This window comes from Neorhizobium petrolearium (genome assembly GCF_029854435.1).
Classification (GTDB): Bacteria; Pseudomonadota; Alphaproteobacteria; order Rhizobiales; family Rhizobiaceae; genus Neorhizobium; species Neorhizobium petrolearium.
This window is the reverse complement of sequence record NZ_CP123000.1, coordinates 1,113,547-1,139,362: the sequence shown is the minus strand read 5'-3', so window position 1 is coordinate 1,139,362 and position 25,816 is coordinate 1,113,547. Positions and strand designations below refer to the sequence as shown.

Annotated in this window: 22 protein-coding genes; 10 read left to right on the top strand and 12 right to left on the bottom strand. The window is 58.8% G+C overall.

Going from position 1 to position 25,816, the window contains the following annotated elements; all coding sequences use genetic code 11:
* Positions 1–106 precede the first annotated feature (106 nt).
* The 5 genes from QEO92_RS05820 (at position 107) to melA (ending at position 7,518) form a co-directional block, all read left to right on the top strand.
* Complete coding sequence (locus tag QEO92_RS05820; RefSeq protein WP_265105670.1) at positions 107–2,194, top strand: ABC transporter substrate-binding protein; 2,088 nt, start codon at positions 107–109, stop codon at positions 2,192–2,194.
* A gap of 111 nt (positions 2,195–2,305) precedes the next feature.
* On the top strand, positions 2,306–3,313 hold the full coding sequence (locus QEO92_RS05815; RefSeq protein ID WP_227702461.1) for an ABC transporter permease: 1,008 nt from the start codon (positions 2,306–2,308) through the stop codon (positions 3,311–3,313).
* Between the two features lies 1 nt (position 3,314).
* A complete protein-coding gene (locus QEO92_RS05810; RefSeq protein ID WP_037154490.1) occupies positions 3,315–4,448 on the top strand; it encodes an ABC transporter permease in 1,134 nt (377 codons plus the stop codon).
* Between the two features lie 10 nt (positions 4,449–4,458).
* Positions 4,459–6,126 (top strand): ABC transporter ATP-binding protein, encoded by a 1,668-nt coding sequence (locus tag QEO92_RS05805; RefSeq protein WP_037154536.1) that lies wholly within the window; start codon positions 4,459–4,461, stop codon positions 6,124–6,126.
* A gap of 21 nt (positions 6,127–6,147) precedes the next feature.
* Positions 6,148–7,518: an alpha-glucosidase/alpha-galactosidase gene (melA, locus tag QEO92_RS05800; RefSeq protein ID WP_227702460.1), complete on the top strand. Its 1,371-nt coding sequence runs from the start codon at positions 6,148–6,150 to the stop codon at positions 7,516–7,518.
* Between the two features lie 150 nt (positions 7,519–7,668).
* On the opposite strand, the gene QEO92_RS05795 is transcribed toward melA, so the two are convergent.
* From QEO92_RS05795 to QEO92_RS05745, 11 genes are all read right to left on the bottom strand, one after another.
* Positions 7,669–8,727, bottom strand: a complete 1,059-nt coding sequence (locus QEO92_RS05795) for an ABC transporter ATP-binding protein (RefSeq protein ID WP_227702459.1) — start codon at positions 8,725–8,727, stop codon at positions 7,669–7,671.
* 4 nt (positions 8,728–8,731) lie between these two features.
* Positions 8,732–9,562 (bottom strand): carbohydrate ABC transporter permease, encoded by an 831-nt coding sequence (locus QEO92_RS05790; protein WP_037154495.1) that lies wholly within the window; start codon positions 9,560–9,562, stop codon positions 8,732–8,734.
* Positions 9,563–9,566: 4 nt separating this feature from the next.
* Positions 9,567–10,502, bottom strand: coding sequence for a carbohydrate ABC transporter permease (locus QEO92_RS05785; protein WP_037154498.1), 936 nt, complete (start codon positions 10,500–10,502; stop codon positions 9,567–9,569).
* A gap of 87 nt (positions 10,503–10,589) precedes the next feature.
* Positions 10,590–11,846, bottom strand: coding sequence for an ABC transporter substrate-binding protein (locus QEO92_RS05780; RefSeq protein WP_037154500.1), 1,257 nt, complete (start codon positions 11,844–11,846; stop codon positions 10,590–10,592).
* Between the two features lie 32 nt (positions 11,847–11,878).
* Positions 11,879–13,045 (bottom strand): PLP-dependent transferase, encoded by a 1,167-nt coding sequence (locus QEO92_RS05775; protein WP_227702458.1) that lies wholly within the window; start codon positions 13,043–13,045, stop codon positions 11,879–11,881.
* Positions 13,042–13,749: a FadR/GntR family transcriptional regulator gene (locus tag QEO92_RS05770; protein ID WP_037154504.1), complete on the bottom strand. Its 708-nt coding sequence runs from the start codon at positions 13,747–13,749 to the stop codon at positions 13,042–13,044. Before QEO92_RS05770 ends, QEO92_RS05775 begins: the two co-directional genes overlap by 4 nt.
* A 339-nt stretch (positions 13,750–14,088) precedes the next feature.
* Positions 14,089–15,300, bottom strand: a complete 1,212-nt coding sequence (locus QEO92_RS05765; protein WP_227702457.1) for an alpha/beta hydrolase — start codon at positions 15,298–15,300, stop codon at positions 14,089–14,091.
* Positions 15,301–15,524: 224 nt separating this feature from the next.
* Positions 15,525–16,889, bottom strand: coding sequence for a DUF1254 domain-containing protein (locus QEO92_RS05760; RefSeq protein ID WP_227702456.1), 1,365 nt, complete (start codon positions 16,887–16,889; stop codon positions 15,525–15,527).
* Complete coding sequence (locus QEO92_RS05755) at positions 16,886–17,908, bottom strand: DUF1214 domain-containing protein (RefSeq protein WP_227702455.1); 1,023 nt, start codon at positions 17,906–17,908, stop codon at positions 16,886–16,888. Before QEO92_RS05755 ends, QEO92_RS05760 begins: the two co-directional genes overlap by 4 nt.
* Positions 17,909–17,959: 51 nt before the next feature.
* On the bottom strand, positions 17,960–18,751 hold the full coding sequence (locus QEO92_RS05750; protein WP_227702454.1) for a hypothetical protein: 792 nt from the start codon (positions 18,749–18,751) through the stop codon (positions 17,960–17,962).
* A 48-nt stretch (positions 18,752–18,799) separates the two neighbouring features.
* A complete protein-coding gene (locus QEO92_RS05745; RefSeq protein WP_227702453.1) occupies positions 18,800–19,657 on the bottom strand; it encodes a transporter in 858 nt (285 codons plus the stop codon).
* Between the two features lie 364 nt (positions 19,658–20,021).
* On the opposite strand from QEO92_RS05745, the gene QEO92_RS05740 reads away from it, so the two are divergent.
* From QEO92_RS05740 to QEO92_RS05720, 5 genes are all read left to right on the top strand, one after another.
* Entirely contained in the window at positions 20,022–20,711 is a 690-nt protein-coding gene (locus tag QEO92_RS05740) for a Crp/Fnr family transcriptional regulator (protein WP_037150835.1), read from the top strand.
* Positions 20,712–20,744: 33 nt separating this feature from the next.
* The gene (locus QEO92_RS05735; protein WP_052182843.1) at positions 20,745–21,962 is read left to right on the top strand and encodes an MFS transporter; all 1,218 of its coding nucleotides are present in this window, start codon (positions 20,745–20,747) and stop codon (positions 21,960–21,962) included.
* 397 nt (positions 21,963–22,359) lie between these two features.
* Positions 22,360–23,382: an ABC transporter substrate-binding protein gene (locus tag QEO92_RS05730; protein WP_037150996.1), complete on the top strand. Its 1,023-nt coding sequence runs from the start codon at positions 22,360–22,362 to the stop codon at positions 23,380–23,382.
* Positions 23,379–24,419, top strand: coding sequence for a FecCD family ABC transporter permease (locus QEO92_RS05725; protein WP_407720917.1), 1,041 nt, complete (start codon positions 23,379–23,381; stop codon positions 24,417–24,419). The genes QEO92_RS05730 and QEO92_RS05725 overlap by 4 nt, the downstream gene beginning before the upstream one ends.
* Positions 24,416–25,177 carry an ABC transporter ATP-binding protein gene (locus QEO92_RS05720; RefSeq protein ID WP_037150831.1) on the top strand — a complete coding sequence of 254 codons (762 nt, stop codon included), beginning with the start codon at positions 24,416–24,418 and terminating at the stop codon, positions 25,175–25,177. The genes QEO92_RS05725 and QEO92_RS05720 overlap by 4 nt, the downstream gene beginning before the upstream one ends.
* Positions 25,178–25,305: 128 nt before the next feature.
* Here QEO92_RS05720 and QEO92_RS05715 read toward each other — a convergent pair whose 3' ends face one another.
* On the bottom strand, positions 25,306–25,701 hold the full coding sequence (locus tag QEO92_RS05715) for a hypothetical protein (protein WP_320443009.1): 396 nt from the start codon (positions 25,699–25,701) through the stop codon (positions 25,306–25,308).
* Between the last annotated feature and the right edge of the window lie 115 nt (positions 25,702–25,816).

The following is a 25,816-nucleotide window of genomic DNA, read 5'->3' as shown; positions in this document are numbered from 1 at the left end:
GGCTGAGATGGAGCTTTTGGAGGAAGTCCATCACGTGGAGGCTTGGCCACGATCGTACGGAGAAGATGGAGCAGCCACCGGCGCTCCGGCAAAAGAGGGAGAGACGATGAGCAGTTTGCGAAACATCGGCAGTCTGGCCGGCTTGGCATTAGGTGTTTCAGCCGTGGCGATGGGCGCGCATGCGTCCGAACCGACGGCACCGCCGGTCCCGCCGCAATTTCCGGCAGAAGGCAAGATCAAGCATGTGTCACGGGACTCCATTTTGGAGTTCAAGGCGCTCCCCGAGTATCACGAACCAGAATGGGTGACGACGAAATTCGTCTCCGCCGGAAAGCTGCCGCCGGTCAAGGATCGCTTGCCGAAGGAACCGCTGGTCTTCAAGACGGATAACATGCCCGACGGCATCGGCGTCTATGGCGATGCGCTGCGCCACGTCATCGGCGGACGCCCCGAGGGATGGAACTATGGCGCAGGCCAGACCCAGGGCTGGGGTGGGATCGATATCGGGCTCTCCGAGTGCCTGACCCGCACGGCTCCCCTGTTTCAGGTCGAGGCGAAAGATACCGAACCCCTACCAAACCTCGCCAAAGGCTGGGAATGGTCGGCTGATGGCCATAAGCTGACCATGCACCTGATTGAAAACGCCAAATGGTCGGATGGCGATCCCTTCGATGCTGATGACCTCATGTTCTATTGGGAGGATGAGGTCATCGATCCGAACGTCTCGCCGCTTGGCGGAGGCGCCTCCCCGGAAGCATTCGGCACAGGGACAACACTCCGCAAAATCGACGCCTATACCGTCGAATGGACTTTCAAAGAGGCCTTTCCGAAACAGTATCTCTACACGATGGCCTATCCGAACTTCTGCCCGGGGCCGTCGCATATCCTCAAGCCGCAGCATCCGAAATATTCGAAGAATACCTACGAGCAGTTCAAGAACGCCTTCCCGCCCGAGTTTTTGAACATGCCGGTGATGGGCGCATGGGTACCGGTCGAATATCGTCCCGACGATATCATCGTCATGCGGCGCAATCCCTATTATTGGAAGGTGGACGAAAAGGGAAATCAGCTGCCCTATCTAAACGAACTCCACTACAAGCTGTCGACGTGGGCAGATCGCGACGTGCAGGCGGTCGCCGGCTCCGCAGACTTCTCCAATCTGGAACAGCCAGAAAATTTCGTCGCCTCGCTCAAACGGGCGGCCGAGAAGACTGCACCCGCCCGTCTCGCCTTCGGACCACGGCTGATCGGCTATAATCTGCGTATGAACCTCTCCGGCAACGGCTGGGGAAGGCCGGATGCACGTGGACAGGCAATCCGCGAACTCAATCGCAACGAGGACTTCCGAAAGGCGATCACCATGGCGATTGATCGCAAGGCGATCGGTGATTCCCTCGTTAAGGGTCCTTTCACTGCCATCTATCCGGGCGGCATTTCCTCCGGCACCAGCTTCTACGACCGCAACTCCACCGTCTATTACCCTTATGACCTCGAGGGCGCCAAGGCACGGCTCGCCAAGGTTGGGCTCAAGGATACGGACGGAGATGGGATCTTAAACTTCCCGTCCGGCACGGCAGGCGGCAAGAACCTCGAAATCGTGCTTCTCGTGAATAATGGCTATGCCACTGATAAGAGCCTTGCAGAAGGCGTGATCGGTCAGATGGAAAAGGCCGGCATCAAGGTCATCCTCAATGCCCTCGACGGCCCCAAGCGCGACGATGCGCATTATAGCGGACGTTTCGACTGGTTGATTCAACGAAGCACGCCGGAACTCGCTTCGGTTGTTCAAAACACCGAACAGCTCGCCCCTGTCGGCCCGCGCACGAGCTGGCATCACCGCGCAGGCGAAGATGGTAGCGTCGATCTGCTGCCTTATGAAAAGGAGCTTGTGAGCCTTATCGCCAAGTTCCAGACAAGCCAAAACAACGATGAGCGCGTCAGCCTGATGAAGCAGTATCAAAAGGCGGCGACGCAGCATGTCGATACGGTCGGCCTGACGGAATATCCAGGCGCTCTGATCATCAACAAGCGCTTCTCGAACGTGCCGCAAGGCACGCCGATCTTCATGTTCAACTGGGCCGAAGACTCCGTCATTCGCGAACGGCTCTGGGTCGCGGCCGAGAGCCAAGGCAAATACGAGCTTTTCCCCGAACAGCTGCCTGGAAAACCCGGTGACAAGGGCCCGACGAACTAACGCCTCCCCTCCTTCCAGTGACGCAAATCCGGCCGCGCGTCGTGGCGCGCGGCCGGCGGAACCAACAAAGCAGTCACGGATATTCGGCTGCCAGGAGAAGCGGACCCTCTCATGCTACGATTCCTGCTGGTGCGTATAGTCTCCGCCATCCCCGTTCTCTTCATCCTGAGCGTGGTGACATTTGCGATCATCCAGGCACCGCCGGGTGACTATGCCGATTACATCCGCTCCCAGCTCATAAATCAAAGTGGCGCCTCTTACGCGCAGGCCGAAGCGCAAGCCCAGGCCTACCGTGCCGAGCATGGCCTCGATAAACCAATCATCATTCAGTATCTCAATTGGATCAAAGGCATCGTTACTGAAGGCGACTTTGGCCACAGCATGTATTACAACAAGCCTGTCGCAGATGTCGTCGGCGAACGGTTGCCGCGCACGCTCGCATTGGCGCTGGTCTGCCACCTGCTGGCGTCGCTATTGGGCATCGGCTTCGGCATCTGGGCTGCGACACGGCAATATACCTGGGTCGACAACCTGCTGTCTGGAGTGGCTTTTCTTGGCATGACGGTGCCGCGCTTTTTGATGGCGCTGATCATCGTCTATCTGCTTGTCTTCCAGTTCAACGTCTCCGAAATCGGCAGTTTCTTTTCCCCGCAATATGGCGGGGCGCCATGGTCCTTGGCGAAATTCGTCGATCTCGTCAGCCATGTCTGGCCGGTCGTAGCGATCGCCACCTTTGGCGGGCTGGCCTACAACATGCGCGTCATGCGCGGGAATCTGCTCGATACCCTGAACGCCCAATATGTCGAAACGGCCCGGGCGAAAGGCTTGTCCGCAGGTGCCGTGGTCATGAAGCACGCCGTGCCCAACGCGCTTCATCCACTCGTCATGTACCAGGGCGTGGTCCTTCCATACATGCTGACCGGGGAGATCGAGACGGCGATCATTTTTGCGCTGCCAACGGTGGGCCCGGCCATTGTTGGCTCCATGGCGATCGGCGATGTCTATGTCACGGCGACCTTTATGATGGTGCTGTCGGCCACCCTCATCATCGGCAACATCATCGCCGATATGCTGCTTGCCCTCCTGGATCCGCGGGTCCGTCAGTTCGCGGGAGCCTGATATGTTCGCCTTTATCTCCGCACCGCCATCGTCGCAGGAAGAAGTCACCCCAAATACGCCGGAACACAACGAAAGCTATACTGCGCTCGTCTGGCGTCGTCTGAAGCGATCCTGGACAGGTATGATGGGGTTCATACTCGTCGCCCTGTTGATCATGATGGCCGTCTTCGCCGATTTCTTCGCGCCGATGGACCCGAAGGCGACCAATGTCGGATTCGCACCGCCGCAGATGATCAGCTTTCATGACAAGGACGGCAATCTTTCCTTTCCGCCCCGGGTGTACGCGCTTGCCGAATCCGACGAGCTCGATCCGATCACCTTCCAGCCGATCGTCGGGCCCGATTACGACAATCCGCATTATCTCGGCTTCTTCGTAAAGGGTTGGGATTACAAGCTCTTCGGCATCATTCCTACGGATCGGCACTTCCTCGGCACGACGGACGGGGAGCCGGTGCATTTGCTTGGCACCGACAAGTTCGGGCGCGATGTCCTGTCACGGGCGCTTATCGGCTCGCGAATTTCGCTGATGATCGCGCTTACAGTCGTTGCGATCGTCACCATCATCGGCACGAGCGTCGGCCTGATTTCCGGCTATTTCGGCGGCAGCTTCGATGTCTGGATCCAACGCTTCGTTGAACTGGTTCTCGCCTTTCCCCAATTGCCGCTCTACCTTGCTCTCACTTCGCTCATTCCCATCACCGCGCCAACCAATGTCTTCCTCGGCTTCGTCATCATCGTGATGTCGGCCCTCGGCTGGGCACAGATGTCGCGCGAAGTGCGGGGCAAGACCATGGCGCTGGCCCGCATCGATTACGTGCGCGCGGCAATCGCAGTCGGCGCTACCGACCGGCGCATCATCTTTCAGCACATCCTTCCCAACGTTATGAGCCATGTCATCGTTGCCGTGACATTGCATATCCCAAGCGTGGTTCTTCTGGAATCCTTCCTCGGTTTTCTCGGCTTCGCGGTCAAGCCGCCGCTGATCTCCTGGGGCTTGATGCTGCAGGACACAGCCAATTACTCCGTGATTGGAAGCTATCCCTGGATTCTCTCGCCGGTCTTTTTCGTGTTGGTGACCGTCTTTGCCTTCAACGCATTGGGCGACGGCCTGCGCGACGCGGTCGATCCCTATTGAGGTGATGAAGATGGCTCTTTCTCTCGTCCCGACTTTCGCCCCGCCGGTCCGGCACGATCATGGCCGCCACACCGGCCTTCCCGTAATAGACGCGCGCAATGTCGCCGTAAGCTTCAAGGTCGAGCATGGCACCATCCAGGCAGTCAACGACATTTCCTTCCAGCTCTACCGCGGCGAAACGGTCGCGATTGTCGGGGAATCGGGCTCGGGCAAGTCGGTGACCGCACGCACGGTCATGGGCCTCTTGTCCAAGCGTGCTCTCGTCTCACCGAACTCGATCGTCAACTATGACGGCAACGATGTCCTGAAGTTTTCCGAAAAGGCCCGCCGCAAGCTGCGCGGCAATCGCATCTCGATGATCTTTCAGGAACCGATGAGTTCACTCAATCCGATCTATACCATCGGCAGCCAGATCGTGGAGGCAATCCGGGTTCACCGCAGAATCGGCCGGAAGCGGGCGGAAGCCCGTGCGCTGGAGCTTCTGAATGAGGTCCAGATCCCCGATCCAGAGGCGCGCCTGAAGCAATATCCTCATCAGCTTTCAGGCGGTCAGCGGCAACGCGTAGGGATCGCCATGGCGCTTGCGAACGAACCGGACGTGCTGATTGCCGACGAGCCGACCACTGCTCTCGACGTGACAGTGCAGGCGCAAATCCTCAATCTCATCCGCGATCTCCAGAAAAAGATGCAGATGGCGGTCATCCTCATCACTCACGATTTGACGATCGTGCGCAAGTTCTCCGACTACGTCTATGTGATGCAGCATGGCGAAATGCGTGAACACAATCTGACAGAGCAGCTCTTCGCCGATCCTCAGCATCCTTATACGAAGCAACTGCTTGCCTCGGAGCCCCGCGGACAAGCCAATCCGCTGCCGAAGGGCTCGGATGTCATACTGGAGGCCAGAAGCGTTCGCGTGTCCTTCATGCTGCGTCACGGAGGCTTCTTTAAACCCGATCTTCGCGAACTGGTGGCCGTCGACAGCCTTGACCTTACGCTTAGGCGGCATGAAACGCTCGGCCTCGTCGGCGAATCCGGCTCAGGCAAGACGACCTTCGGTCAGGCACTGGTGCGACTCAACACGCCCGATGGCGGAAAGATCACGTTTGACGGCATGTCGATCCAAAACCGTTCCAGGGCGCAAATGCGGCCGTTGCGCGCGCGCATGCAGATCGTCTTTCAGGATCCCTTCGCCTCGCTCAACCCACGCATGACGATCGGCCAGATCATCGACGAGGGCCTGTTTATCAACGGGCTCGGAGCAACCAAGGCTGAGCGCCTCGAACGTGTACACGCGGCCCTTTCAGCCGCCGGCATGCCGGGAAATATTCTGTCTCGCTTCCCCCATGAATTCTCCGGCGGGCAACGCCAGCGCATTGCAATTGCCCGCGCGATTGCACTGGAACCCGAGTTTATCCTGCTCGACGAGCCGACATCGGCGCTCGATCTTTCCGTCCAGGCTCAAATCATCGAGCTGTTGCGCAAGCTGCAGGACGAACGCGGCTTGAGCTACGTTTTCATCTCGCACGATCTTAAGGTCGTGCGGGCCCTCTGCCATCGTGTGATCGTCATGCAGCAGGGCAAGATCGTCGAAGAAGGGCCTGTCGACGACATTCTCACCCATCCCAAGACCGCCTATACGAAACGGCTCGTCAGGGCCGCTTTCGAGGTCGCCTAAATGCCGATACCGGAGGTATACATGGCAGCTTATCCCAAGATCGCCTTCATCGGAGCCGGCTCGACGGTCTTCATGAAAAACATCATCGGCGACGTTCTGCAGCGACCCGCCCTCTCGGGCGCGACCATCGCACTCATGGATATCAATCCACAGCGGCTCGAGGAGAGCGCAATTGTCGTCAACAAGCTGATCTCGACGCTGGGTGTCAAAGCGACGGCAGAGACCTATTCTAACCAGAAGACGGCGCTGGCCGGCGCCGATTTCGTCGTCGTCGCATTCCAGATCGGCGGTTACGAACCCTGCACGGTCACCGATTTCGAAGTGCCGAAGAAATATGGGCTGCGGCAGACCATTGCCGATACGCTTGGTGTGGGTGGCATTATGCGCGGGCTTCGCACCGTGCCGCATCTGTGGCGGATCTGCGAGGACATGCGCGTCGTCTGCCCGAACGCGATCATGCTGCAATACGTGAACCCGATGGCGATCAACACCTGGGCGATCGCGGAAAAATATCCGGACATCAAGCAGGTCGGCCTGTGCCATTCGGTTCAGGGGACCGCAATGGAGCTGGCGCATGACCTCGACATCCCCTACGAAGAGATCCGCTATAGATCGGCCGGCATCAACCACATGGCCTTCTTCCTGACGTTCGAGCATCGGCAGTCCGACGGTTCCTACAAGAACCTCTATCCCGAGCTACTTCGAGCCTATCGCGAAGGCAGGGCGCCGAAGCCCGGCTGGAACCCGCGCTGCCCGAACAAGGTTCGCTACGAGATGCTGACGCGGCTCGGCTATTTCGTCACGGAAAGTTCGGAACATTTCGCGGAATACACCCCCTATTTCATCAAGGAGGGACGCGACGACCTCATTGAAAGGTTCGGCATACCGCTCGATGAATATCCGAAACGCTGCATAGAGCAGATAGAGCGCTGGAAAGATCAGGCCGCGGCCTATCGAAGCGCCGATAAAATCGAGGTCAACCCTTCGAAAGAATATGCTTCCTCGATCATCAACTCCGTCTGGACCGGCGAACCCTCGGTGATCTACGGCAATGTGCGCAACAACGGCTGTATTACCTCCCTACCGGCAAACTGCGCGGCGGAAGTTCCCTGTCTTGTCGACGCCTCCGGCATCCAGCCGACCTATGTCGGTGAACTGCCGCCGCAGCTAACGGCGCTGATGCGCACCAATATCAGCGTGCAGGAACTGACGGTGCAAGCGCTGATGACGCAAAACCGCGAGCATATCTATCATGCGGCGATGATGGATCCCCATACAGCGGCCGAACTCGATCTCGATCAGATCTGGTCCCTGGTCGACGATCTTCTGGCCGCCCATGGCGACTGGCTGCCGGATTGGGTTCGCACCAGGCATGAAGCCAGCGTAGCATGACCCGACCGGGGCCGCGGGCGCGTGGGTGGATCGCTACCCGTCTCAGGTTTGGAGTGTACCTTTGGTTGGCTGAGGCTGCCGGAATTCCCCTAGAGTAGCCAGCCGGACCTTCCGGCAGTCGATTTTCGACGTGGAATATCGCTCGGACAGCTATCCGATCCGGCTACCTTGATCGTTGAACAGATGAATGTGCTGGACCGGGAAAGACACTTTGATTTCCCCGCCGATTGCCAATGCTTGTCGGTCCAGCGTGAACACCTTCACCGGCATTCCGTGCAACGTCAGATGCACGATGATGCCAAAGCCAGTCGGCTCCACCAGCTCGGCCTCGGCCGATATGCCACCGCTATCGGTCGTGATCGTCAGGTGCTCGGGTCGAATGCCAAGCGTTAGGTCACTTCCTTCCTGAACAGCGACAGGCGGGCTGTCGGCAACGCGGCTTCCGTCTTTCAGTCTGAGCGCGCCGCCGCGATAGGTTACGTCGAGAAAATTCATTCCAGGCGAGCCTATAAAACCGGCGACGAAAAGGTTCGCGGGGCGATCGTAAAGCTCCAGAGGGCTGCCTACCTGCTGCACCACACCGCCATGCATGGCCACGATGCGGTCCGCGAGCGTCATCGCCTCGATCTGATCATGGGTCACATAGATCGAGGTCGCCTTAAGGTCGGCATGCATCTTCTTGATTTCGGCGCGCATCTGCTCGCGCAGCCGGGCATCGAGGTTGGACAAAGGCTCGTCGAACAGAAAGGCTTTCGGCTGGCGAACGATAGCGCGACCCATCGCGACGCGCTGGCGCTGCCCGCCAGAGAGCGCTTTCGGCCGCCGTTCGAGGAGTGGCTCCAGGCCGAGCTTTGCGGCAGCGCCGGCAACGGCCGCACCGATCTTCTCCTTCGTCGCCTTGCGCAGGCGCAGGCTGTAGCTCATGTTTCCCGCAACATTCATATGCGGATAAAGCGCGTAGGACTGGAACACCATGGCAATGTCCCTGTCCTTCGGATGCAGGTCGTTGACGCGGTTGCCGGCAATGCGGATCTCGCCCCTGCTGACGTCCTCCAGCCCCGCGATCATTCTGAGCAGCGTCGACTTCCCGCAGCCCGACGGGCCAACCAGCACGACAAACTCCCCGTCGCGGATATCGAGGTCGATGCCATGCAGCACGGAGACATGGCCGTAGGACTTTTCGAGTTTTTCGATCTCAATGGATGCCATTTGACTACCCTTTGACCGCGCCGGCCGTCAGGCCCTGGACGAGGTAACGCTGAATGAGAAGGAAGAAGAGTCCGGCCGGGATGAGAGCCAGCACGCCGGCAGCCATCATCTGACCGAAGTCGACTGAGAACTTCGAAACGAAGGTCAGGAGCCCGACCGGGAAGGTGGCCGCGTTGTTGCCGTTGATCAGCATCAACGCGAAAAGCAGTTCGCTCCAGGCGGCAGTGAAGACGAAGCCGAGCGTCGCGGCGATGCCGGGCAGCGTAAGCGGCAGGATGATCTGCCGAAAGGCCGTAAACTTCGTCGCCCCGTCGATCATCGCCGCCTCCTCCAGTTCCTTCGGGATGCCGTCGAAGAAAGACTGCATCAGGAAGGTGGCAAAGGGCACGTTGAACGCGGTGTAGACCACCACCAGTCCTGTCAGGCTGTTGGTGAGGCCGAGCGGCGACAGAATCTTGAAGATCGGCGCGACCAGCATGACCAGCGGAAACATCTGGGTCAGCAACATCAGCGCGACGATCCAGTATTTCGCCCGAAAGCTGAAGCGGGAGAGCGCATAGCCCGAAAGCGACGCGCAGACCGTCACGAGCACGGCAGTCGATCCCGATACGATCAGGCTGTTCTTGAAGAAGGTCGGAAAGGCACTGTGCCGCAGCACAAAGGAATAATGGTCGAATGTCGCGCGCGAGGGCCACATCCGCACGCCCTCGGAATAGAGAAGATCGTTCGGCGTCACCGATACTTTCAGCAGCCAGAACAGCGGGAAAAGCGCAAAGACGATGTAGCAGAGGATCGCGAGGCGATGCGCGACGATCAGCAGAAGGGATTGCTTCATGGGTTCAATCCTTGTTCAGCAAAGTCTGCCGCAGCAGGATGATGATCATCGAATAGGCGAGCAAAAGAACGAGCAGCACGAGCGCGATCGCCGATGCGTAGCCGAAATCGAGCGCCTTGAAGGCCTGGGTGAAGATATAGCTTGCGACGATCTGGGTCCGATCGGCGGGCCCACCACCGGTCATCACGACGATCAGGTCCGCAAAATTGGAGATCCACACCGTGCGAAGCAATACGGTGATGGCGATCGTCGGTGCAAGGAACGGCAGGGTGATCGAAAAGAACCGCTGGAACCAGTTGGCGCCGTCGATCGATGCGGCTTCATAAAGATCGCGTGGGATTGCTTGGAGCGCGGCAAGCAGGGTGATGGCGAAAAATGGAATGCCCCACCAGACATTCGCAACGATCGGCCCCCACATCGCATATTGCGGATCAGAAAGGATGTTGCCTGGCTGGGACATCACGTCGAGCCCGAAAAGCCAGTGCGGTATCGGTCCGATCACCGGATTGAAGAGCCAGGCCCAGTTGAGACCGGCGAGGAAGGAGGGAACCGCCCAGGGCAGGAAGACCAGCGCCTGGACGAGGCCCCTGCCCCAGAACGGCTTGTCCAATAGCAGGGCGAGGATGAGCCCGAAGAAAAACTGCAGGAGGACGGAAGCGCCCGTCCACCAAAGCGTGTTCTTCAATGCCCCGTAAAAGGCCGCATCATGGGAAAGCGCGCGGAAATGCTCGATGCCGATGAACCCTCCCGAGAAGGGGTTGAGGAGCTGGATATCCCTGAAGGCGTAGGAGATGCCGATGACCAGCGGCACCAGCATGACCGCGACGATGAGGATCAGCGACGGCGCGCTGTAGAGATAGGGCTCCGAGGCATCAGCCAAACGCGTCAACCATGGCTTTCGGACGGGATGTCCGTTCCTGGTGCCGACAGCAATCATCATGGACAGGATTTCCCCTTCGCGGCTTTTCGCCGTCTTGATCTGGCGGAAGACCGGCCGTCGTTGACGCTGCCGGTCTTCCAGTTCGTCTCATTTCTTGAGGTGCTTCTGCTGCGCCTTGGTCAGATATTCTGCCCATTGATCGGCCAGCTGTTTTGGGGTGATGTCGCCTAAAAGCGCCTGCTGGGACGTCTTGATTGCGAGCGAATCCTTGAAGAAGGCGAATTCCTCGAGATAGGTCGGCATTACGGTCGGGACCGTGTCCGGATCGGCGAGTTCCTCGAACCAGCCCTTGAACTGATCACCGGCGTAAAATGGGTCCTTTTCCGCGGACGTATAGGCCGGCAGGGCGCCGATCTTCTTGTTCCATTCGAGATTGCCTTCCTTGCCTTCAAGCGTTGCGATCAGCTTCCAGGACAAATCCTTGTTCTTGGTCGTCGAGAACATCGACCAGCCGGCATAGCCGATCGTCGGAAAGGATTTGCCGTCCGGCCCCTTCGGCAGCGGAATGACCCCGAAATCCTCCTTCTTCATGCGCTCGGCAATCGCAATCAGCGCGTCCGGATCCTGGTCAAGGAAAGCGCAGGTTCCGGAATAAAAGCCAGCGACCACTTCGTTGAAGCCCCAGTTGACGCTGTCCTTTGGCGCATAGCCTTGTCTGTAGAGATCGACCATCCACTCGATGCCCTTTGTCCAGCCCTCGCTGTTCATAGTCGAGGTACCGTCCTCTTTGAAGTATGTGTTGTCGCCGGCCATCGAGGCGGCGAAGATCATCCAGCCGTTCAGGCCGCCCGGGCCGCCGCGCATGCAGTAGCCGTATTTGCCCGGCAGCTTGGAGACCGCTTCGGAGGCCTTGGCGAACTCGTCCATCGTCTTCGGCGGCGTTGTAACACCGGCATCGGAAAGCAGCTTCTTATTGTAGAACATGGCCCGCAGATAAAAGCCGTAGGGCAGCATATAGGCAGTCTTGTTGACATCGCGGCCGAGTTCGAGCGCCCTCGGCGTCAGCTCCTTGGTGTGCTCCCATTTTGCCAGATAGGGCTCGAGGCTTTCGAGCATGCCGTTGTTGGCGTAAAGCGACAGCCACGTATCCGGCATCTCCATCACATCCGGCGTGTCGCCTGCCGATACCATGGTCGCGAACTTCTGGAAGGCTTCGTTCCAAGGCAGCGAGATGATCTCGACCTTGGCGCCCGGATTGGCGGCCTCGAACTTGCCGACGATCGATTTCAGCGTCTCGGTGCGTTCCGGGCTGGTGATCACCTCGACCAACTTAAGGGTTGTATCGGCCATCGCGCTGCCTGCCATCAACGTCGCGAAAAGCGCAGTTGTTACGAGTGTTTTCATTGTCGTTCTCCCAGTTGTTATCGGTTGATGCTTTAGGAGGCGACGGCAATCGCCTCCTGAAGATCGCTCCACAGGGCCTCTGTTCCCTCGAGGCCGACATGGAGGCGCACGGACCGCGCATGGATGCCGAAGGCATGCGCGGAATTCGGCTGGGCCTTCTGCTGCAGCACCACTTCGCCCGGGACGATCAGGCTTTCGTGGCCGCCCCAGCTGACGCCGAGCTTGAAGAGCTTGAGATGGTCGGCGAAGGCGCGGATATCGACGCCCTCGCGGAAGATGAACGAGAACAGACCCGAGGTGCCGTTGAGACCTACCGGAAGGCGGTTCGCCAGACCCGGATGACACACCTGCGCCACCACGTCGAGTTCATGAAGACGGCGGGCAATGGTGAGTGCAGCTGCCTCATGCGCCTTCATGCGAAGCGGCAGCGTCCGAAGCCCGCGGATCAGGAGCCACGCATCGAAGGGCGAAAGCTTGCCACCCAGATAGGGATAGGCCTCGGCCTTTAGCCTTGCGATCATCTCCTTGGAGCCTGCGACGACGCCCGCGACGACATCGCTGTGCCCGCCGAGATATTTCGAGGCCGAATGAATGACGAGATCGACGCCGAGCGTGATCGGCCGCTGGAAGAACGGACTTGCCCAGCTGTTGTCGATCATCGAAACCACGCCGTGCTTCCTTGCGAGCTCGGCAAGCGAACCGACATTGTGAGCTTCCATCACCCAGCTTGTCGGGCTTTCCATGTAAAAGACCTTCGCGCCCGGCAGGGCCTTGGCAACCGCTTCCTCATCACGGCCGTCGACGTAGGTCACCTCCACCTTCATTCGTTTGAGGATCGTGCCGAACAGCCGGAATGCATCGGGATAGACGTGTTTGACGGCAACGATCCGGTCGCCTGGCTCAACGAAGCTGATTATAGCGGACGAGATCGCCGCCATGCCGCTTGCAAAACCGAGCGCATCTTCCGCACCCTCGAGCTTTGCAAGCATCTCCTCGAATGCGCGCACGGTCGGATTGAGCCCGCGCGTATAGATCGGCCGCACTTTTTCGCCGCGATAGGCCGAGATCATGTCGTCGAAATCGGAGAAGGTGAAGAGCGACGTCTGAAAGATCGGGGGAACCACCGCCTCGGCGTAATTGCCGTCGTCGTGGGCCGTGATCAGCGAGGCGAACTCGAACTGTTCCAAGCCGTCATTCATTTGGACATTTCCTTGATATCTTCTTCGACGATCTTGAGGATTTTCAGTGTTTCGCTGCGTGCCGCTTCCGGATCCTGCGCGGCAATCGCGTTAAACAGGGTCCGGTGGTAAGGAAAGGACCGGCGGGCGAAGTCGAAACGTTCGAACGGATGGCTCCAAAAACGCTCGAAGGTTTCGCGCATCTGTTCGAGCAACTGACGGAAGAGCGGATTGTGAGTGGCATCGTAGACAGCCAGATGAAACGCCAGATCCTCCGGCCCCGAAGCGCCTTTGGCGTGATGGACCCGCTCCATTTCCTCGAGACGCGCTTCGATGATCTTAAGATCAGCAGAAGTCCGCATGCGCGCCGCGACCATGCCGGCCTCGCATTCAAGCCCCCTGCGCACCTGCAGTGTCTGCAACAGCGCATCGCGAAGATTGGCCGTATCGAGCGACAACGGCATGTGGATCGTGCGCCTGGAGATAGGCTTCAGCAGATAATTGCCGCTTCCCTTTCGCGATTCGATGACGCCAAGCGCCTGGAACCGGCGCATCGCTTCGCGGATGGTCGAGCGTCCGACACCAAGCGCCGCCATCAGCTCCCGCTCGGCCGGCAACCGGTCGCCGGCCTTCAGATCAGCGCCCTCCACGTAATCGGCGAGCGCCTCGCCGACTTGGCGGGCCCGATCGACAGGCGGCAGCGCGGAGATCAACAGTTTACTCATAAGGCGAAAATTGGTCTGACATCTGAGCAATAAAATAACCTGCTATCCCACCTGTCAATAGAGAGGTGGCTCCACGCCCCCTCGTCGATTGGTACACGCAGGATCAGGATCGCCACGGGGCAGATGGAAGTCGGCAGTTTCCCTCGTACAGAAGGCGTCGCCTTCAGCTTCGAACGTGATGCTCGCCTTATCGCCCGGCTGAACAGAATGACCAGCGGCCCGACAGGTCGGAGACTTAGCCTCTCGGCCAATGCAATAGCCACTTTCCACGCAGACCGGCGATGGACGGTGAGCCGTGCCGCTCATCAACCCGACGCAGATATCGTTGATGGCGGGGAGTCAATCGATGAGAGGTTTGGAATCGGGCGCTTCAGTGAGCGTTTGAGCGATATCCGGCAGCGGTGAAGCTTGTTGCCGCTTCTCCACGGCATTTAATGGTGCGGAGATTGTTGTTGCCGCAACGGCGCCGATCGTGCGTGCCGTGCCTCCGATGACCGCTGCCACCCCATCTCCCAAGGTCACGTTGGAATCCGTCAGCGTCTGTCCCTTCATCAGCCGCTCGCCAATGAGCTGGACGATTTGCGGACTTTCCGCAAATTTCCCGTGATTGAGGCGATCGCTGGTATCGAGCTTCGTCAAATCAACGACGGTAATGCCTGCTTTCTCAAATTTCGAGCGGTAGACTTCTTCTGCCGGATTGACCGCGCCAAGACGCTGCACCTTGCCGGTAAGGAAGCTGGAAACCGCGAGCGCTTTGTCGTCTTGTGATACGAAAATCGTGAATTTCGCGGTGTGTGGCCCCATCTCGACGAACTGCTTCGCAAAAACCTGTATGTCGATATCGGGCGACGCAAGGATGACATTGGCAATTTTCGGGTTCACGCGACCGTTGCGGATGCCCATCTGACGCAGTGCTTCCATCGTGAGCCACGTTCCCATCGAGTGGGCAAGGATGGTAATGTCCTTGACATCTGGGTTCGATGCCAGAACTTGCAGTGATTGCTCCAAGGCCGTGCGGGAGTAGTTGGCACTCTCCTTGTCATATTCATACGCCATCAGTTGAGCCCGCGATGGCCAGGTGAAAAGGATCGGGGTGGCCTGCATGCGGCTGTCATGGACAATTTGGGCCAAGCGGAAAACAGAATCCTGATATCGATTGTTATATCCGTGAACGAAGACCAGAGCATGACCGCCTGCCATGTTCTGCCTAAACCATGCAGTTGCCTCGGAGAGGGTCTCGACCTGCTTGACCTTCATAACCGCGAATTCGCTGGCCGGGTTCGGCGGCAGTTGCCGAGGCCACTGCACAGCGCCCTGCTTTCTCTCCTGCGGGATGGAAACGGCGACCTCCGTCAGATACGGCTTCGGGCTGCGCTCGCCGTTAAACAGTGTCTCCGGGTCACCAGAAGGCTGACGGTTAGTCGCGACCAGCATCTCCACCTGGGATGTTTTCTGGGAATTTGCGGCCAGCGTGACGGGTTGCATGACACCGGGGGGATGGCCGCAGCTTGAAAGAGTAAGCAAGATACCGAGGAAAAGCGCCTTGTGCATGGCCACTCCGTCGAGGAGCCACCCACGATCCGGTGACCCAGGTTTTGAGCAAGAAGGTTCGCGCGGCGTGCTTCGAACCGTCGAGCTCGCCGCGGACCACGAATTAAAAGCGCTACTGATGCTAACCTTGGACGGCAGGTTGGGGTGGAAGCGAAGGCCACCCCAACGCCTTCAAGGAGGCCTGGAACCGGCCGCTGGTCAAGGGAGCGTCTTGGGCCTTGCGACTAAAGCGTTTCGACCGCCGGCGGCTTCCAACGGCCGTCCAGCGCCTCCGCCCTGGGCAGATAGAGCCTCATGACCGCGTAGAAAGTTTCGCTCGGCGCGGGGAGCCAGTTCGCTTCCAGTTCCGCACCCGGGCTTTCGTGCTGCAGGTAGAGGACAACATCGCCCTTGTCGTTTCTCTTGAGGTCGGCAAGCATCGGCGAGTTGATCAGGTAACGATCAATTGGATTAGGCACCAAAAGCTGCTTGGGCTTGTCATACATTGTGATTGACCAGAAAGCGTCGACGGGAGGTAGCATGTCGACGGAGAAGGTTAGCGTATATTTTCCCCTCCTGCCGTCCAATAGCTGACGATTCCCATCGAAAGCGTAGATGACGTAGAGTGCCTCCTGCACGGAGTTGCCATAGATGCCGCCCTGCGCCGCTGCGGCGCGAGTCATGTATTGGCCTTTCATGAACTCGGGCGTCCCGAATATCTTAGACGAATCCGTCAGCCTGGCAGCCTCGTCACGGATTTCCTTTTCCGTGGCAACCACCACCTCTTTCATCAACGCCACGATATCGGATGAAAGAGCCGTTCCCGGCCAAGTTACTCTTTCCTGGATACCGAGCTTGGCGAGGTTTTCCCGCTGTGCATCATCGCCCGGATAAGGGGGAGCGAACTGGAGCAGGAAGGCAGCAAGCGGCCAGTAGTTCGTGACCATCAACTCGTCCGAGACAGGCATCCAGTCGACCGGCGGCGGGGCGGTGGGGGCCGGCGTGCCGGCATAGACGGAAAGCGGCTGCGCCTTATAGCCGGCCTGAACCTCCTTTACCCTCTCAAGATCGTCGGGCGAGAAGAGCTGCGTCCTGACGATGCCCATGGCGAGCGTCGTCGGCATTTCGATCACGCGCTTGATGCCCTTCGGCATGTCGCCCTTCCAGCCGGGGCCGGCGATCAAAAAGTCGCCGCCGCCATTGCCGTCAACCCGCGTTCCCGGATAGTCGACATTATTGGTGTAGAGGTCGATGAGTTGCAGCGAATAGTAGCGGTCCTTCTCGATCGGCGGCATCGTCACCACGACGGGCTCAGTCCTCAGATCGAAGACGATGAAGGAATAGGGCGTATCGGAATTCGGCGTGATGATTGCCGTATCTTCAGGCGTGTAGACCCTGGCGATGCTGACCAGAGTGTTGAGTGGCCCCTTGTATTGGCTACCGCCCGGTTCCAGCGCGTATTGATACATGGTGAGGTAGTTCTTCACCATCGGATAGGTGTAGATATACGCTTCACGGGCGACCGCCCTGATGTCATCCTGCGCGAAAGCCGGAAGTGACGGCAGCACCATCAATGCGGTGGTGCCTTGCAAAAAAGTGCGACGTTTCATTTCACTTCCTCCAAAACGGGGAATTTCCAGCTTCCGTCGAGAATTTGCGTCTCGGGCCGATACAGGCGGACCATGTAGTTCCAGCTCTCGGGCGTCGGCAGACAGTTGGCGATCTTGCCGTCGCAGCCTCCGAACTGGATCGTGATCGAGCCATCCGTGCTCTTCTGCGCGGTTACGTCGTTCAGCGAGTAGGCATTCAACTCGTTCGGCGTGAAGAAGCCGTCCTTGTTGTAGACCGTGACCGACCAGAAATCTTTTACGGGAACATCCTTGACAGTCAGCCGATAGATGCTCCTGCCATCGTTCTTTTCCGGCGTCACGTTGAGATAGAGCGCTTCCTTGTCCGGGTTTCCTCCCCATCCGAGCGCTGCTCCGATCAGATGCCGGACCGGATCCACCTCATCGCGTGATCCGAACATCTTCGCTGTGTCCGGGAGCAGCGCGCCGAGATCCAGGAGCGCGCGGCGGGTCTTGTCCCGGCTTTTGCCGTCCCACTCGGGAATCTCGAAACGACCCTCTGCCGTCTGCTTGACCGTAACCGCATCCTGAAGCGCATGAACCTTCTTCATGTCTTCCGAGTTGTTGGGGTCAGCAAAAAAGCGGAAGGCAGCCACGACATAGCGGGTCCCTATGTCCTTGCGCGTCAAGGTGTACGAACCAGCGCCGTAATATACGCCATGGGCATAGTGGTCCTGGTCGATTATAAGAAGCGACACGAACCGGCTTCCGGTATCCGGCACGTTGATCGTCACCGGTCCTGCATCCAGATCGAACACGGCGGAAGAATAAAGTGTGTCGCGGTTCAGGCGGATGACCGTCTGCTTGTCAAGCGGCGCCATTTCCCGCGTATGGTCGAACTTGGCGAAGCCTCCGTTCGCAGCGATGCCGGAGAAGTAGAGGTCGCTCTCAGCGCGCACGAAGTTGTCGCTGTTGACGAGGATTGGATCGGCTGCAGCCGGCAACGCATGAAGCAGTGCCGCCGCCGCAATTGTCGAAAAGCTCAATCTTGCAAGAAACATGGAAGTCCTCCAAAGCTAGTTCTGTAAAGAAGCGGATTGATCGACGAACGGTCAGAAGCGCACGACCAGGCCGAGAATCGGGCCTTGCTGCACCACGTCGAAAACAAAACCGTCGTTGCTGTAATCGACGCCTAGTGCGCGATAGCCGGCGACGGCCGAGATCCTGTCATTGAACTGGTAGCCGATGCCGGCAGCGAGATCCCAGTCGAGGTCTGCCTGCCCGGCCCCCACCAATGCCCAGGCGCTGAGATAGAGATTGTCCGTCAGGAAGTACCGGCCGCGCACACCCGCCATCGCGTCGACCCAGGTGGCGCTGTCTTTGGCTGAAACGCCGCCCAGAAGACCGCCGGAAAACGAGATCTCCGTGCTCGCGTGCCAGACGCGCGCGCCGGCGACGACGTCGATGTTGCTGGGGCCATCCTGGAAGACGGCATAACCCGCACCGACAAGTCCAGCGAACGTCTCCGACGTGGCGTCGACCCGTTCTGCGACGATGCCGAGCGGCGTGGATGCCCCCGACGATACCTTGGTGTAGATGACATCGCCGAAGATGCTGAACCGATCGTAACGCGCTTCGCCAACCGCCATGAACCCGAAGTCGAGATCCTTCAGAATGTCGCCGAAATCGGATTCAAGATGAACGGCCGGCAGACCGAACTGCCCGACATCGCCAGAGATGCCGGCGCCCCAGAAATAAGGGCTCACCGCAAAGGTCCAGCCGTCACTTACAGCCGGCTTAGCCTCGGGGATGATAAACGGCTGCTGAAGGTCCGCAGCACTTGCGGCCGAACCCGCGGACGCACTGATCAGTACCATCGCCGTGAATATTCTATGGACTTTCATTGACTGGTCCCTCTGCCAACAAATATCAATCTCGATCCGGCCCCGCATTTATTTCGGGAACAGGAATGCGAGCGTGGTCCGCCCCCATTCCGGGCTGTCCGACGGTACGCCGGCGTAGTACCGTCCTCCGATCTGGGAGCTCATGGCCTGAAAACCCAAGGTGAAAATCTGGGAGACGCCGAAATTGACCGGAACAATCCGTTGTTCGTTGTTCCCGTCATGGTTGGCGTCGACGCTGAGGGAGACCGACCTTCCACCGCCGAAATTATGAGATGCGAAGGGCGGCAGGAGATTGACGCTGACGTCGGGCCGATCATTCGGTCCTGCGATCGACCAGATATGGTTGGCCAGTGCTCCGACCGTCCAAGGCCCCTGCTGAACAAGACCGACGGCTGTCGATCCAAGGCCAAATATTCCTGCTCCGAGGAAGTCGTCCGTGGCTGTCGGCAGTAAAGCAACGGGGCCAGCACCCCAGATCAGTCCGCCGGGTCCTGGACCCTTGGGCGAAAAGAAGAAGCTCGCATTGACGTCACCCAGACCCGAGACATCTGCGCCGGGCAGATAATCGCGGTAGCCGATGGGAATTATGGTGCGCGTAATCAGGTTCCAGTCTTCAGTCAGCTCGAGCGGCATGACCGGCTGGATATTCAACGTATAAGCAAAACCGTGGCCGTTGACGCCTGCGCCGAAATCGACGTTGTTTTGGAGCGGAACGCGGGTCAGATTTGCAGGTGGATTGGCCAGTTTCTGCGAACGGTCGTCCGCAGTTGCCTGCGCCGCGGCATTGCCGCAAGGGAAGCTGACGAATAGAAAAAAAAGGGAAATAAACGCGAGTTCACCGCCGCTGTACTTGCGATTCACGAAGGGTGAATGTCCCGACATTCCAGAATTCATCTTCCGCCCCAAAAGTTCTTTGGCATATTTTGGTCGGCGAGAATTGGTAGGAAGATCTCGCGAAGCTCAAAGGAGGTCCGCGCTATTTCCTGACTGTAATGGTGTGTCGCGATCTAAGCGGGCTTCGATTTCTTCTCTACAAATCAATGCTTGCGCCACACCATGACAATTCATCATCGACGGGCCCAGATTGCATATTCGCCGACATCAAATTGTCCGGATTCGGACATTCTTAGAAAATTCGGACAAGTATATCATCACCGGCATTCCCCGGCTGCTTTATTTTGCGACCGTGATGCAAGCGCGTATGTTCGAGTGCTTTGTAGCTGATCGGTGACATCTATTCTGTCCGGATCTTGGCAATGTGGAGGAAATCATGCTGGATCTGACGCGAAAGAAGGCGGAAGAAGTCATGGCCCAAGGCGCCTGGCTCGCGAGCATGAGCGAGACCTTTAGGACGGAGCTGCTGCGTAACGCGCATTTGCAAAAGTTCACTGCCAACCAGATCATATACCGATACGGCGATCCGGTCGGTGGCATGTATGGGCTAGTCGCCGGCTCCCTTACCATCAATTCAGCGCCACCTGACGCGACCCCCCGGCTGATCCATCTCGGGATGCCGGGTGCGTGGACAGGTGAAGGCCCCTTCTTGACCGGCCAGCCACGCAGGGTCGAGTTGAAGGCCCTTGGTGGCGCTTGGATGATGCATGTGCCACTCGACGCCCTTGAGCAGATGGCGGCACGCGATCCTGGCGTATCGCGTGCGATTGGAATGAACACTGTATTCACCGTTGATGTTCTGCTCCGCATCGTCCACGATTTGCAAAAGCGCGATGTGGGGCGCAGGATCGCATCGGTGCTTCAACGGGCTGGCTGGCTCGGCGACATGCCTATCGGCCTGTCTCAGAGCGATCTTGGCGTCATGGCGAATGCTTCACGGCAGCAGGTCAACATCGCAATGCAGCGTTTCGTTGCCGCTGGTTGGGTCGACTACACCTACCGATCCATCACCGTCGTCAATCCGCAGGCGCTGCGACAGTTCTCGGAAGGCGACGGTTCTGAATAATAGACCATGGAATAACGCTCGCTGGGGGAAACTTTGAACGTTGAATCTCAGACATTCAGGACACAAGCGGCACTCTTTCTAAGCTTGGCGGTCTTTACCACCGGGCAATCCTTCCTTCTTGTCGTCCTTCCTCCGCTGGGCCGGCGTCTGGGCTTCGCGGACCTCCATATCGGTGGCATACTCAGCCTGTCTGCTTTGCTGATAATGGTATCAGCACCTGCATGGGGCTACCTCAGTGAACGTGTCGGGCGCCGTCCAGTTCTGTTGACGGCTCTTGCTGGCGCGACGTTGGGCTCCATGGGATTTGGAGTAATCGTCTATTTTCGACTGTCAGGTGTTTTGAGCGTTTTCGTGGCGCTTATATTGATAGCCCTCGTCCGCGCAACTCAAACCTTGGTCACCAGCGGCATCTTGCCCGCAGCGCAAGCCTACATGGCCGACATTACCACTCCAGCGCAACGTGCAGGTGGCATGGGCACCCTCGGAGCAGCTATTGGCGTTGGCGCTATCGCCGGGGCAGCGCTCGCCTGGCGAGTTGCAGCAGGCAATCCGGCCCTGGCTTTCGCCGTCATCGCGATGCTGGCCGCCATTGCACTGTTGAGCATGCTCCTGGCCAAGGAACCTGTCCGCACGGCGTCAATGACGATTTCAGATGCCCGCCTGCCGCTTGGCCAGATATGGCCGTTCCTGGCGATCACGCTGGCGTCGATTTCTGCCTACAGCATCCTGCAACAGGTGACGGCGCTCCGCTTGCAGGATTCGCTAGGCTTCACGGTTGAGGAGTCGATCGCCCGCGGAGGCGCAGCGCTGATGGCGACGGCGCTTGCCATGATCGTGGTGCAGGCATGCGCGGTTCGCGTCTTCCGTTGGAAGGCCACTCGATTGCTGGGGGTCGGAGCGATCACGGCGGCCATTGCCATGTTGATCTGCACGTTTGTGACAACGTATTCAGGGATTTTCGCCACGTTGATCCTGCTCGGCATTGGTCTGGGCCTGATGTTGACCGGCAATCTCGCTTCGCTTAGCTTGCAGACCGGACGCGGCGCCCAAGGCAAGGTTGCTGGCGTCAACGTCCTGGCACAGGGCCTCGGACAGGCAATCGGGCCAATCGCCGGCGCGGGCCTTCACCGGATATCGCCACAGATCCCGTTTTTCGCGGCAACAACCTTGCTCGCGATGGCGTGTTTCGTTGCGGCTATCTCACGCAGATCTACCGCGACAAACTCGACAATATCTGCGGAATTTTCCTAGATGGACGTATGGAAATGTCAGCGACATCAACGGACTGTCATCAGCGCCAATAAAATTCTGCCGCGGACATGATTCGACGCCGAAGAGACTTTGCAACTGGCGCAATCATCGAATAGCTACCACTTGGAAGCATTAGAGAAGCGTACCGGTTGGAACCGTTGACGACGGCGAAGGGCTGCATGCGGTGTGATCGTCAGAGTCTTGATGGCCGCCACATACCAGCATACCATTCATACCCTCAGTATCCCCTTTAAGAGCAATCCTGAACACCATCGGCAAGTGCGACGGAGTGGAGGTCGCGGAACAAATACTTGACTTCAACAGTCTTGTTCAAGCAGGTCGTTCACGTTATAGGCGCAGCACCACAACTAAAAACTCCACTGATAGGAACATGAAAGTGTCTGCGTTCAGACCTCTTCTTGCCGCTGGCCTCGCAGCCGTGCTCGGTTTTGCCTTAACCGAAGCTTCAGCAACGCCGACGAAATATCCCCTGGTGCTCGACAATTGCGGTGCCCAGGTTACGATCAACAAGGCGCCGCAGCGGGCGATTGGACTTGGCCAGAACAGCGCCGAGATTATGCTGCTGCTCGGCCTGGAAGACAAAATGGCTGGCACGGCATTCTGGCCGAGCAAGGTTCTTCCGCAACTGGCCGCAGCCAATGCGAAGGTCAAGCTCCTGACTGTCGAATTCCCGACTTTCGAAGCGATTCTGGCCGAGAACCCGGATTTCGTCGCCGCAGCCCTCCCTAGCCTGCTCGGCCCGACCAGCAAGGTCGCAAAGCGCGAGGACTTCGACAAGGTCGGTGTGCCCAGCTACATCTCGCCCAGTACCTGCCTCAGCACCGAAAAGGCAAAAGATCAATATGGCAGCCGTGATCAGCTATGGAGCATGGACCTGCTCTATAAGGAGATCGACGAGCTGTCGCAGATCTTCGATGTCGCCGATCGCGGCCAGGATCTGATCGCCGACTTCAAGAAGCGCGAGGCGACCTTGCGCGCTGGCGTCTCGAAGGACGGGAAGAAACTCTCCTACGTCTTCTGGTTCTCCAGCCCGTCACCGACAGCCGACGCGTATCTCGGCGGCAAGAATGCCGCATCGGGCTTCATCGCCGATCTTCTCGGCGGCAAGAATGCGATCATGGCGGAAGCCGAATGGCCGACGCTTGGCTGGGAAAGCATCATTGCAGCCAATCCCGACGTCATCGTCATCGCCAGTCTCGACCGCAACCGCTGGGAACTCGACAAGCCAGAAGCCAAGATCAAGTTCCTGAACAGCGATCCCGCGGTCAGCCAGATGCCGGCCGTCCGGAACAATGCGATCGTCGTCATGGACGGTCAGGCTATGAACCCCACGATCCGCACGATATACGGTGCGGAGCAGGTGGCCGAACAGCTGAAGGCCCTCGGTCTGCTCAAGTGACTGCCTCTCACCGCCCTCTCCCGCAGGCTGCCGTCTTTGGTGCCCTCCTGCTGGCCTCCCTTGCGGCGATCGGATTTGTCGTAGGTGTCAGTGTCGGGATTGGCGACCTGCCGATCCCACTAGCCACGACGTTCGCCGCCGTCACCAACAGGCTGGGATGGACGGCGGTGGAACTGAACCGCATCCATGAGACCGTGATCTGGGATTATCGCCTCAGCCGCGCACTCGTTGCCGCCTTCTGTGGCGCGGGCTTGGCGCTTTCTGGCGCGATCATGCAGTCGCTGCTGCGCAATCCGCTCGCAGAACCCTATGTGCTGGGCATTTCCGCCGGCGCATCGACCGGGGCCGTCGCTATCGTCATCCTTGGCGTTGGCTCGGCGGCCGTCTCGTTGTCGGCGGGGGCCTTTGCTGGGGCGTTTGCCGCCTTCTTCTTCGTGGCCCTCCTGTCGAATGGAACCCGCGGGGGCGCCGACCGGACAATCCTTGCCGGCGTTGCCGCATCGCAGTTGTTCAACGCCGCTACGTCCTATGTCGTGACGACGTCTGGCAATGCTCAGCAGGCTCGCGACGTGATGTTCTGGTTGCTTGGCAGCTTCGGTGGCGTGCGGTGGCCGGAATTCATGCTGGTCTCGGTCATCGTCGGCCTCGGGCTTGTCGCTTGCCTTGCCTATGCCCGGGTTCTGGATGCCTTCGCCTTCGGCGACGAGGCTGCCGCTTCACTTGGCGTCGATGTCGGGCGGGCGCGCATTGTGCTCTTCGCCCTGACCGCGATGATGACGGCGACGATCGTCAGCATGGTCGGCTCGATCGGTTTTGTGGGATTGGTGGTGCCACATGCGGCACGCTTCGTCGTCGGGCCTCTCCATAGCCGGCTGCTTCCGGCCTGCGCCGTCGTGGGGGCTATCTTCATGGTGCTCGCCGACATAACCTCGCGCGCACTCGTCCCTCAGCAGATCCTGCCGGTCGGCGTCGTCACCGCACTCGTAGGCGTTCCCTTCTTTTCCGTCATTCTGTACCGGTTCCAGCGCGCATCATGAGCATCAGGACCCAAGACCTCGTGTGGAAGATAGGCAAGAAGATTATTCTCGATCGCGTTTCCTTCGAAGCACGGCCGGGAAGGATGCTCGGCCTGCTTGGCCCGAACGGGTCCGGTAAAACCTCGCTCCTGCGGCTTCTCGCCGGCCTGAAGCGGCCGCACTCCGGCGAGATCACGCTCGACGGGAAGGATATAGGCAGCATCGGTCGTCGCACGATCGCGCAACGCGTCGCCTTCGTCGAACAGCATGCGACGACCAACGCGAACCTCAGGGTCGTTGACGTAGTCAAACTCGGACGCTTTCCGCACCGCTCGATGTTTTCCGGCTGGACACTCGCTGACGACCAGGCTGTCGAGCAAGCGCTTGAATGCGCCGGTATGATCGATAAACGAAATGCCCCCTGGCAGAGCCTGTCCGGCGGCGAGAAGCAGCGCGCTCATATTGCCAGAGCTCTTGCACAGTCGCCAAAAGAGCTGATCCTCGATGAACCGACCAATCATCTCGACATCCAACACCAGATCAGCCTCATGCGGCTTGTCGCCGATCTACCAATTACCAGCATCATCGCTCTGCACGACCTCAATCACGCAGCGATGTTCTGCGACGAATTGATCGTCATGCAGCGCGGCAGGATCGTTGCGTCGGGCACACCCGACAAAGTCATGACCGAGACGGTCTTAAGGGACGTTTTCGCGGTAGATGCGCGTGTCGAGACCTCACCGCATCACGCACGGCCGCATATTCACTATCTTCCCTGAGCAGCCCACCCAAAGTATCAAGGTGAAAGAGATTGCGTCGCGTTCGCCGATCGTGCTGGAGGTGAGAACGAAACCCCGACAGCCTTGAAAGACAGCCAGGTTAATCGTGACTTATCTGCGGCGGCGCATTAAGTTGCTGCCTTCTTCGCCGCCGCACCCGGCTTCACCGGCACCGGCGATGAACTGCATCCCTTGCTCATCATCGCGGACTGAATTGCCTGGACTTTCCCCTTGGCAACCGCCACTTGCCCTTCCTTGTCACCGCCGAACGTCGAGGACATCGGGACGCCGAGGAGGAAAACGCCAAAGGCATCGCCTGTCGCGGCGTCGTGCTGTTGTTTGGATACACTTGTCAGAGCCGTTTGCTCCTTGATCATCTCCTGACCAAGCTGTTCGCATGACAAATTGGTATATGCCGCCATCGGAATGTCGGCCGGCACGATTGCGTCAGGCCTTTTTGCGCAGCCAGAAACCGCCAGCACAACCGCCAGCGGCATAATATAGATTTTCATGTAGTCCCCCATTCTACCCGCGGGGGGATAAAGCATAATTCAGCCAGAAGTGGAAGCGTCCACCGCAAGAGATGCACCAAAATACGCGTCATGGTTGATCGAAGCGCCTCTGCGAGCCACCCCGCCG